Here is a 7,877-nt window from a genome sequence, read left to right as displayed (position 1 = left end):
ACGCACGCCCTGAACAGGGTCAATTACGTGATCGGCATGCTCAATTACGTGATTGCAACCGCCTCACCGCTGCGCAATTCCGTGATCGTCGACAATCTGCACCAGACAAACATTTCCATATCGTCAGCCGGCCAAGCCTTGCCATCGGCCAGCGCCTTCCACCACAGCCGCGCAACGGCCGTGCGCCAGGCAAGGGGGAGAATCCCTGAAAGGCGCCCGCCTCGCTGAGATTCATCCGCGCCAGACCCCAGACGATCTAGTCGTATCCGCGACAGCCCAGAGGCAAGGAGCGCCACAGTCACATAGTCGTCATCTGGGCCATCCAGTCTGCGCTGCTTGGACACTCGTTCATCCGTTTGATGACGCGTTTTCATATGCCCTGGCCAAAAGTTCTATTTTGGGTGATGTCTGCTTGAGGCATCTAGCACACCATGGGTCAGCGGAAGCAGTCGATGCCCACAGCTCGCACTTGGTACACGCGATGAGCAAGGACTCTGCTTTGGTTGTCGCCTAGCATGCCGTGGTCAACGGAGCCGCTTGCTATTATTTGCCAGATTCGACACAATGTTTAGGCTGAACTCGCAATCCTCTGAGTCAATTTCCCCGGCGAGGAGGCGGTAATTGCCATAGTTTTGTAGATGGCCCGAAACTGTTGCTGCGACGGAATTAGGAATGCCTGCGATGTCGACCCAGAGGATGGTTGCCCAGAGTTCGGCGAGTGCGCAGCGCAGATGGTGCGCGAGATCCGGGCAGCGGACCCGCCAGGCCCAGTGGCCTGCGGCTGATGTCCTCGTATCGGTTGGTGAGCCTCTCCCCGACCTGCCCCTCATCACCTGCCCCTGGTCGACCGGGTGGGCACGCGCGGCGAGGCCGGTTGTCACTATTGGCCACTGACTCGTTAGTGGCCACAGGCATGGGATTGTGTTCCTTGCTTCCTTCCGGGTGTCGGGCTGTGCCCTCCCGGGCGGTTTTGGTGTTGCGCCGACCTGGCGGAGGGCAACCCGGCTCTCGCTGCGCTCGTTCCGGACGGGACAAGATCTTTTCCTCCTTCGTCGGAAAACATCTTGTCCACGCCGGACCGCCGGGTTGCCCTCCGCGGGCGGCCGACGCATGGAGATCTTCCGCCGGGAGGGCGGGCCCTCCGTCCTCCCCCGGACCGGAAGGGACCAGAGTCCATGACCACGCCTGCGCCAGCCGAGGTGCTCACGACCCGGCACGCCGATCTGAAGGACCTGGTGACGCTGCTGCGCGACCAGCAAGGCCGGAAGGTCGACGTCGTCGCCCCGCCCACCGCGCTGCGGGCTGAACGCGGTCGCCTGATCATCTCCGGCACCGAGCCCATGCTGACCCCGACCGGTGTCACCAGCACCGACGGCGTCTACCGGCCGACCGCCACGTGCGAGAAGGGCATCGCCGAGAAGCTCAAGATCAACCTGCCTTACCTGCGGAAATGCCGTGACGAGGCGATCGACCTGTGGGACGTGAACGTCAACGGCTGGCTGGACCGCGTACCGCGCGACCACAAGTTCCTGATCCGCGGGTTCCGAGGATCAGGCAGCGGACCCGGCATCGCGCGGGCGCTGCTGTCGGACTCCTACAAGCGGGTCGATCATCTGGACGTGCTGACCGCCGCGCTGGATGGTGTGGAGCAGGCCGGGGTGCCGATCACGATCCAGGGCTGCGACCTGACCGAGCAGCGGATGTACGTGCGGGTCTACTCTCCGGCCGTCCAGGTCCTGGCGCCCAAGCTGCTGGAGGGCTACCGAAGTCCGTTCACCGGCGCGGAGGGCGCGGCCAACCCGGTGGTCTGGGCCGGGTTCGTGATCACCAACTCCGAGACCGGGTGCGGAGCCGCCGCGATCACTCCGCGGATCGTGTTCCAGGTCTGCGACAACGGCCACACCATCACCGCCGACTCCCACCGGGCCGTACATCTGGGCGGCAAGCTCGACGAAGGGGTCATCGACTGGAGCGGGCAGACCCACCAGAAGAACCTGGAGCTCATCACCGCCAAGACCACCGACGCCGTCCGCCGTTTCCTGACCCCCGCCTACGTACAGAAGATCGTGACCACGATGGAGGCCAAGGCCGGAGTCCCGATCGTCCGCCCAGCCGAGACCATCCAGGTCGTCTCCCAGCAACTCCGCTTCTCCGACCAGCAGCAGGACGCGATCCTGGGCCACTTCATCAAGGGCGGCGACCTCACCGCCGGCGGCGTGATGCATGCGGTCACCTCGGTCGCCCAAACCCTCACCGACGCCGACACCGCACACGAGATGGAATCGCGCGCCCTGCAGGCCCTCCAGCTCGCCGCTCGCGGCTGACACCTCTCCTTTTCGGCACCATCTGGCCCCGCCCGGCAACCCGCCGAGCGGGGCGCTCGCATTCCCCGCCCCCTTCACACAACGCAGAAAGGTCCACGATGACGCGTCACCTTCGCCCCGTCCCCGCATCTTCCGACGTCCGGTCCCTCCAACCGGCTTGCCTGAGTCACCCGCCGAGCGAGGACGAAGCCGAGACCTTCACCAGCCGCAGCTTGGCCGAGCTGCTCTCGCGGGCTCAGCCCGACGCCGGGGAGATCTCCGTGCAACGGTTCGAGCGTGACGACGGAACGCTGATCATCTACATCGACGCCGGTGACGTCGTCGCGTTCATCTACGCCGGCCGCCCTGCCACGGCGGACACGCAGGCCGATGACCAGCGCGATCCGGTCGTGCTTGATGTGCACCTGCGGACCGAGGCAGGCGAGCAGCGGCTGCACGTCCTGGTCGACGGTGCCCCTGCTCGGCTGCTGAGGCTCGATCCCACGCAGTTCCAGATCCGCACCATAGCCGGTCGCCTACGCCGCGGTCGGGCGCTGGCCTGCCTGCTCTGTGGCAGCCGAATCCGGGCCGCCGGTGATCTTCTGCATGCGCTGCTGGAGGCCGCCGCCGCGCACCGTTGTCCTGCTCAGGAGGCGGAGTCGTGCGGCTGACCACCTACAACGGCCATCACCTGGTCACAGCGCCGGACACCGCCACGACCACCGGATGGTGGTACGTGCCGGACTGCCGCCTGCACGTCAAGATGCACGATCGTTGGCGCGCGGAGGTCTGGCACGATCCCGACCGGCTGCACACGGCCCTGCTGAGGATCTACGACCACGCCCGCGGCACGGTGTGGCTGGAGACCTCCTACACCCGCGGCATCCCTGGCGCGGTCCCGTTCGAGCGCGCCGATCAGTTCATGCTGGAGGGCCGGATGCCCGGCTGGGGCGAGTGGCCCACCGAACCCACCAGCCGCGGCCGCGGCCCGATGGCCACCTGCGTGTACTGCCGCGGCCCGGTCAGCCGCCCCGACCTGCTGGTCATCGGATCCGGTCCCGCCCTCAGCAGTGTCTACCCAGAGCTGGCGGCCTGGGCGCCCCGCGCCCACCGCTCCTGCCACCAGGACCGCCAGCGTCGGCAAGGCTTCGGCGCCTCGGACACCGCACCGCCAGCGGCGACGCAGGGTGATAGCGGATGACCTCCTTCGTCCGGGGGATCCGCTCACCCGGCGACCCACCGGTACGCGCCGTTCTGCTCTCCGTCCGCGACGCACTGGCGGTCACCTACCTGGTCCGGCTGGGCGGGACAAGCGCGCAGCGCCCCGGCTCGGGCACCTGGCGGGAGGGGACGCTGGGCGGCGTCGCCCAGCTGTCCAGCGGCGCATGGGCGATAGCCGCCTACACCGACCCCGCCCACCTGCTGCACGGCGGCGGCCCCGTCGCCTTCCTCGAAGACGTCGGCGACCTGTCTGCCGCCGTCGCGTCATTGATCACCCATTGGCGGCCGACCGGCCACCGCTCAACCACTGACCACCGCAGAAAGGCGCATTCGTGAGTAACGAGACCACCATCACCGTCGTCGGGAACCTCGTGGCCGACCCCGAGCTGCGATTCGTCCCCTCTGGCCGCGCCGTGGCCAGCATCCGCATCGCCTCCACACCACGGTTCCGCGATCGCACCACCGGCGAGTGGAAGGACGCCGAAACCCTGTTCATCACCTGCAACGTCTGGGGTTTGCAAGGCGAGAACGTCGCCGAGAGCCTCCAGCGCGGCCACAAGGTCATCGTACGGGGGCGCCTCAAACAGCGTTCCTACGAGACGCCGGACGGCGAGCGCCGGACGGTCGTGGAACTGGACGCCGAGGACATCGGCCCCTGCCTGGGCAACGCCACCGCCAAGGTCACCAAGGCCCAGCGCGTCACCGTCCCGAACTCTCCCGCCGACCTGCCGCAGCCCACTTCCGACCCTTGGACCGCCCAGGCGGCGGCACCGGCCCCGGATCCGTGGACGGGTGCGCCCGTCCCCGCCGGCGCCGGCACGAACGCGGCAGAGCCCCCGTTCTGACTGCCGGCCTTCGGCCTTTCCGGAAGCGATGGAAGAAAGGAGGTCAATGGTGGGGAAGGTCGTCCTGTCTCTCGGTATGGGTGTCGACTCGGTCGGGGTGCTCACTCGGTTCCTGCTCGAACCAGAGACCCGCGATTTCGAAGTAGACGACCTGATCGTGATGACGTCCATGACAGGCGATGAGTTCTCTGAGACGGCAGAGCACATGGAGAGATTCGTTCTCCCGCTGATGCGGCGTTTCTCGGTCCGGTACGTGCAGCTTTCCCGGGGAGGGCAGCTCGCCGCCTCCCGGTATGCGGTGCTCGACGACTCCCGGCGGCCGCAGCACATGCGCATGGCGGGCCCCTGGCGCCTGCGGGATGAGCAGCTGGGCAACGGAACCGTGCCTCAGTTCGCGAACAACAAGCGTGCGTGCTCGATCAAGAGTAAAGGAGAACCACTGGACTGGTGGAAAGAGGACCATCTGGATGGACAGCCTTACCAGCACGTACTCGGATTCTCCGCTGAAGAGGGTGACCGCATCCTCAAGGACTCCACCTACGCCTCTTCGTCGCGGCTGGCCCGCTTTCCGCTGGCGGAATGGGGCTGGACACGCGCAGACACTCTCGGCTATCTCCACGAAATATTCTCCACGGCATGGCCGAGGAGTTGCTGCGTCTATTGTCCATTCGCATTGTCGGATCCGGAGTATCTCGCCGACAGATGGCGCAGAGAACCGGAAGGCGCTGCCCTGGCCCTGCTCATGGAGCGGCGCTCCATAGCCCTCAACCACCGGGCCACCCTGTTCTCCCGGGGCAGCGCCCTGCGATTCGCGATCGACCACCAACTCCACCACGTCCTCGCGCTCACCGAAGAGATGCTGCATGGCAGGCCGTGGGCCCTGTACGACGTGCGCCGCATCTATCACCCCGCGCTGGATAAGAAGACCCGCCGGCACATCGCAACGAGGAAAGGCACCGCATGGCGAAGCGTCAAAACGCTCGCCGAAGGAACCAGGGACCAGATGGCAGGCGAACTGCGTCGCCTCGCCCGCATCCACGGAGCCGAACCGCGGACCGATGAGTACGCCATCACGCGCGCCCAGATCCGCACGCCGGACGTGAGCAGCTACCCGACCACCGAGCAATTCCTGAGCGTCGGCCCGGCCGGTGTCCACGACAAGCAGCGCAAGAGCTTCGCAGGCTTGTGGACCCGGCTCGTCGACCAGACCTCCCTGTTCGCAGCTTGACACCGAGCCACGTTCACCCTCGCCATGCAACGGGCGGACGTGGCCTGAGGAAACCATATTTCCCTGAGTGATCGCGAGGCCCATAGCCGCACCGGCTGTGAGCCTCCCCTCCTTTCCAGTCAGCGCCCCCGCCCGGCAGCGGCATGGCAGTCGGCCATGCCGCCATCCCAATTCACACGAAAGGAATCGATCGAATGAGCACCGAACCGAGCCGTAAGTACACCGTTCATATGGGCTTCACCCTCCAAGACGCGCTGGCCGAATGCGACACCTTCCTGTGCGAGGAGTACGCACGGGTCGTCGACCGGCGGTGCGATACCGAGGGCCGCCCACTCGACCGGGATGCCGAGCTCGGCCGCCCTGCTCGCCCTGGTCCGTTTGCACGCCTCGTTCACCTCGTCACTCATCCAGGCGATCACGACGAGCCAGGACGGCACCGTGGTGTATCTCCAGCCGGAGGGCCGGTACGGGTTCTACTTCTACCGGCCCGGCTCCGGCGCTCAGGGCTGGATGGTCTTCCACGACGGCGCCTGGAGCGTGACCGCATGAGGGCCGACCCGATCATGCTCTCCCGTCCTCGCCGCGCGGCGGTGGGGGCTCGGCCCGATCCCAGCGAGTTCGCGCTGCCGTCCCAGCGCAGTCGGCCGCGACGGTGGTTGCGTCGGCTGCACGGTCAGCACCTTGTGCCGTGGTCCGTGGCGCGGTTGCGGGCGGCGCGCGGCCAGCTCGGCGACGCCGAACTGCTGGAGTTGGTCGTCGCGGCGAAGCTCGCCGAGGGCTACGACGAGGAGTTCCCGTTCGCGATCGAGACCATCGCGGACGTCGGCCATTTCCAGGGCGAGGTCTGCGACGCCATCCCGGAGGGTTACACCCACCCGCTCGAGCGAATCTGTGTGTGGCCCAACTCCGACCAGCCCGATGCGCTGGTCACGCTCGATCTGCCCACCGGACTACGACTGGCGACCCTGACGGTCGATGCGCGGCAGTTCATCAGCCCGTCCCCAGATGCCGGTACACGCGAGAGCGTCCAGTTCGCGTTGGCCGAGCTGCTGTCCCAGGGCCAGCAGCTGACCGAGGAGTTCGAGCGCACCGTGAACGCCGTCCGGCCGCAACGGTGGTGGCGACGGGGCCATCACGTCCTGAGCACGGCCCGTCGCGGCCTCCTTGACAGGGGGGCGGCATGAGCTTTCGCGTCTGGACCGTCTACGAGGTGGCCTGCGACGTTTGCGATGAGGTTCACGACTCAACCAGCGACAGCTACAGCGAGGCCGAAGCACTGCTCAGCGCCCAGCAGAACGGATGGCCCATCACCGGCGACGAGATCCGCTGCCCGCACTGCCCTGCCCATCCCGCGATCAACTACCCCGCCTCCTCGTTGCGCGACCGAACGCCTCCTTTGGGCTTGATTGGCCGTCGTATCGCTCGGAGGCCCACATGACCGCGATCCGAGGCGCGGCCCGCCGGCGTAATGCATCCGGCACGGCTGGCCGCTGGCCGCTCTAGCGGGCGTTGGGTCGCGAGCAGATCGAGACGGCTGGCGGCGATCACGCGACTGGTGTGGCGTCCGTTCATCCCTGTCGGGCGAGCCCAGCTCAACTTCCTCGACGCAACCGCGATCAGATCGCTCATCATCGGTTTCCGGCTTCCCCGAGTCCTCAGCATCGCAACGGCGATCCCGCTGAGCAGCCACCTGTGCGTGAATGACACCTTCAGCCTGTTCGCCGTCGAGTGCCGCTACCGCGATGGCGTCGCCCACCTCTACGCCATCGACACCGGAACCGTGGTGATCATCGTCGCCAGCGACTTCACCCCCTGCATGGACCATGCCGAGCCCGATCACGCGGAGCCCGGCCAGGACGGTGAACAGCGGTAACCGCCACGGTCCGGCATCGGAGCCTCGCAGACGCCAGCCACCGCGCCAGGTCGCTCGTCCTCGCGCGCTCGTTCCTCGCCCGCTGTGGGCGCTCCACCCCGGCGCTCTTGCGGCCGTCGCCCGCGCGCGACGGCTCACGCCGGCCGCCCTCGCCAGCTCCATCCTTTTCATCTTCAGGAGTTGTCCTTGCCGTTCCCCATTACCGGAGCCATCGCGTTCACGGCGGATGCGACGGTGATCCGCCCGGTCCGCCGGACAGTCAAGGGTTCTCCCCACACGTCACCACGCGGGGCCCCGACCAGCCCCTGTGACCACCCCGACGCCTCAGCGTCGGCCCTTGCCGAGAGCGCCCGCGACAGCTTCCGCCGGGCGCTCTCGCCGTTCACCCGCCTCTTCATCCCCTCCAC

The 7,877-nt window shown here is 67.2% G+C and carries 12 protein-coding genes; all 12 read left to right on the top strand.

Features of this window, described 5'->3' with window-relative positions; genetic code table 11:
• Window positions 1–228 (top strand): hypothetical protein (locus tag AB0M95_RS40310; RefSeq protein ID WP_363776868.1); only part of this gene is annotated, 228 nt, incomplete at its 5' end.
• Between the two features lie 947 nt (window positions 229–1,175).
• Entirely contained in the window at window positions 1,176–2,324 is a 1,149-nt protein-coding gene (locus AB0M95_RS40305; RefSeq protein ID WP_363776865.1) for a DUF932 domain-containing protein, read from the top strand.
• 212 nt (window positions 2,325–2,536) lie between these two features.
• Window positions 2,537–2,974: a hypothetical protein gene (locus tag AB0M95_RS40300; protein WP_363776862.1), complete on the top strand. Its 438-nt coding sequence runs from the start codon at window positions 2,537–2,539 to the stop codon at window positions 2,972–2,974.
• A complete protein-coding gene (locus AB0M95_RS40295) occupies window positions 2,965–3,504 on the top strand; it encodes a hypothetical protein (RefSeq protein ID WP_363776859.1) in 540 nt (179 codons plus the stop codon). The genes AB0M95_RS40300 and AB0M95_RS40295 overlap by 10 nt, the downstream gene beginning before the upstream one ends.
• Window positions 3,501–3,860, top strand: coding sequence for a hypothetical protein (locus AB0M95_RS40290; RefSeq protein ID WP_363776856.1), 360 nt, complete (start codon window positions 3,501–3,503; stop codon window positions 3,858–3,860). Before AB0M95_RS40295 ends, AB0M95_RS40290 begins: the two co-directional genes overlap by 4 nt.
• Entirely contained in the window at window positions 3,857–4,369 is a 513-nt protein-coding gene (ssb, locus tag AB0M95_RS40285) for a single-stranded DNA-binding protein (RefSeq protein WP_363776853.1), read from the top strand. The genes AB0M95_RS40290 and ssb overlap by 4 nt, the downstream gene beginning before the upstream one ends.
• A gap of 46 nt (window positions 4,370–4,415) precedes the next feature.
• Window positions 4,416–5,597 carry a hypothetical protein gene (locus tag AB0M95_RS40280; protein ID WP_363776850.1) on the top strand — a complete coding sequence of 394 codons (1,182 nt, stop codon included), beginning with the start codon at window positions 4,416–4,418 and terminating at the stop codon, window positions 5,595–5,597.
• 342 nt (window positions 5,598–5,939) lie between these two features.
• Complete coding sequence (locus AB0M95_RS40275) at window positions 5,940–6,146, top strand: hypothetical protein (RefSeq protein ID WP_363776847.1); 207 nt, start codon at window positions 5,940–5,942, stop codon at window positions 6,144–6,146.
• A complete protein-coding gene (locus tag AB0M95_RS40270) occupies window positions 6,143–6,781 on the top strand; it encodes a hypothetical protein (RefSeq protein WP_363776844.1) in 639 nt (212 codons plus the stop codon). Before AB0M95_RS40275 ends, AB0M95_RS40270 begins: the two co-directional genes overlap by 4 nt.
• Window positions 6,778–7,035: a hypothetical protein gene (locus AB0M95_RS40265; protein WP_363776841.1), complete on the top strand. Its 258-nt coding sequence runs from the start codon at window positions 6,778–6,780 to the stop codon at window positions 7,033–7,035. Before AB0M95_RS40270 ends, AB0M95_RS40265 begins: the two co-directional genes overlap by 4 nt.
• A gap of 117 nt (window positions 7,036–7,152) precedes the next feature.
• On the top strand, window positions 7,153–7,470 hold the full coding sequence (locus AB0M95_RS40260) for a hypothetical protein (RefSeq protein WP_363776838.1): 318 nt from the start codon (window positions 7,153–7,155) through the stop codon (window positions 7,468–7,470).
• 186 nt (window positions 7,471–7,656) lie between these two features.
• Window positions 7,657–7,877, top strand: a 221-nt coding sequence (locus AB0M95_RS40255; RefSeq protein ID WP_363776835.1) for a hypothetical protein, incomplete at its 3' end; no start/stop codon positions are given.

The sequence above is a fragment of the Sphaerisporangium sp. NPDC051017 genome, assembly GCF_040683095.1.
Taxonomy (GTDB): Bacteria; Actinomycetota; Actinomycetes; order Streptosporangiales; family Streptosporangiaceae; genus Sphaerisporangium.
This window is presented reverse-complemented; position numbering and strand designations above follow the sequence as displayed.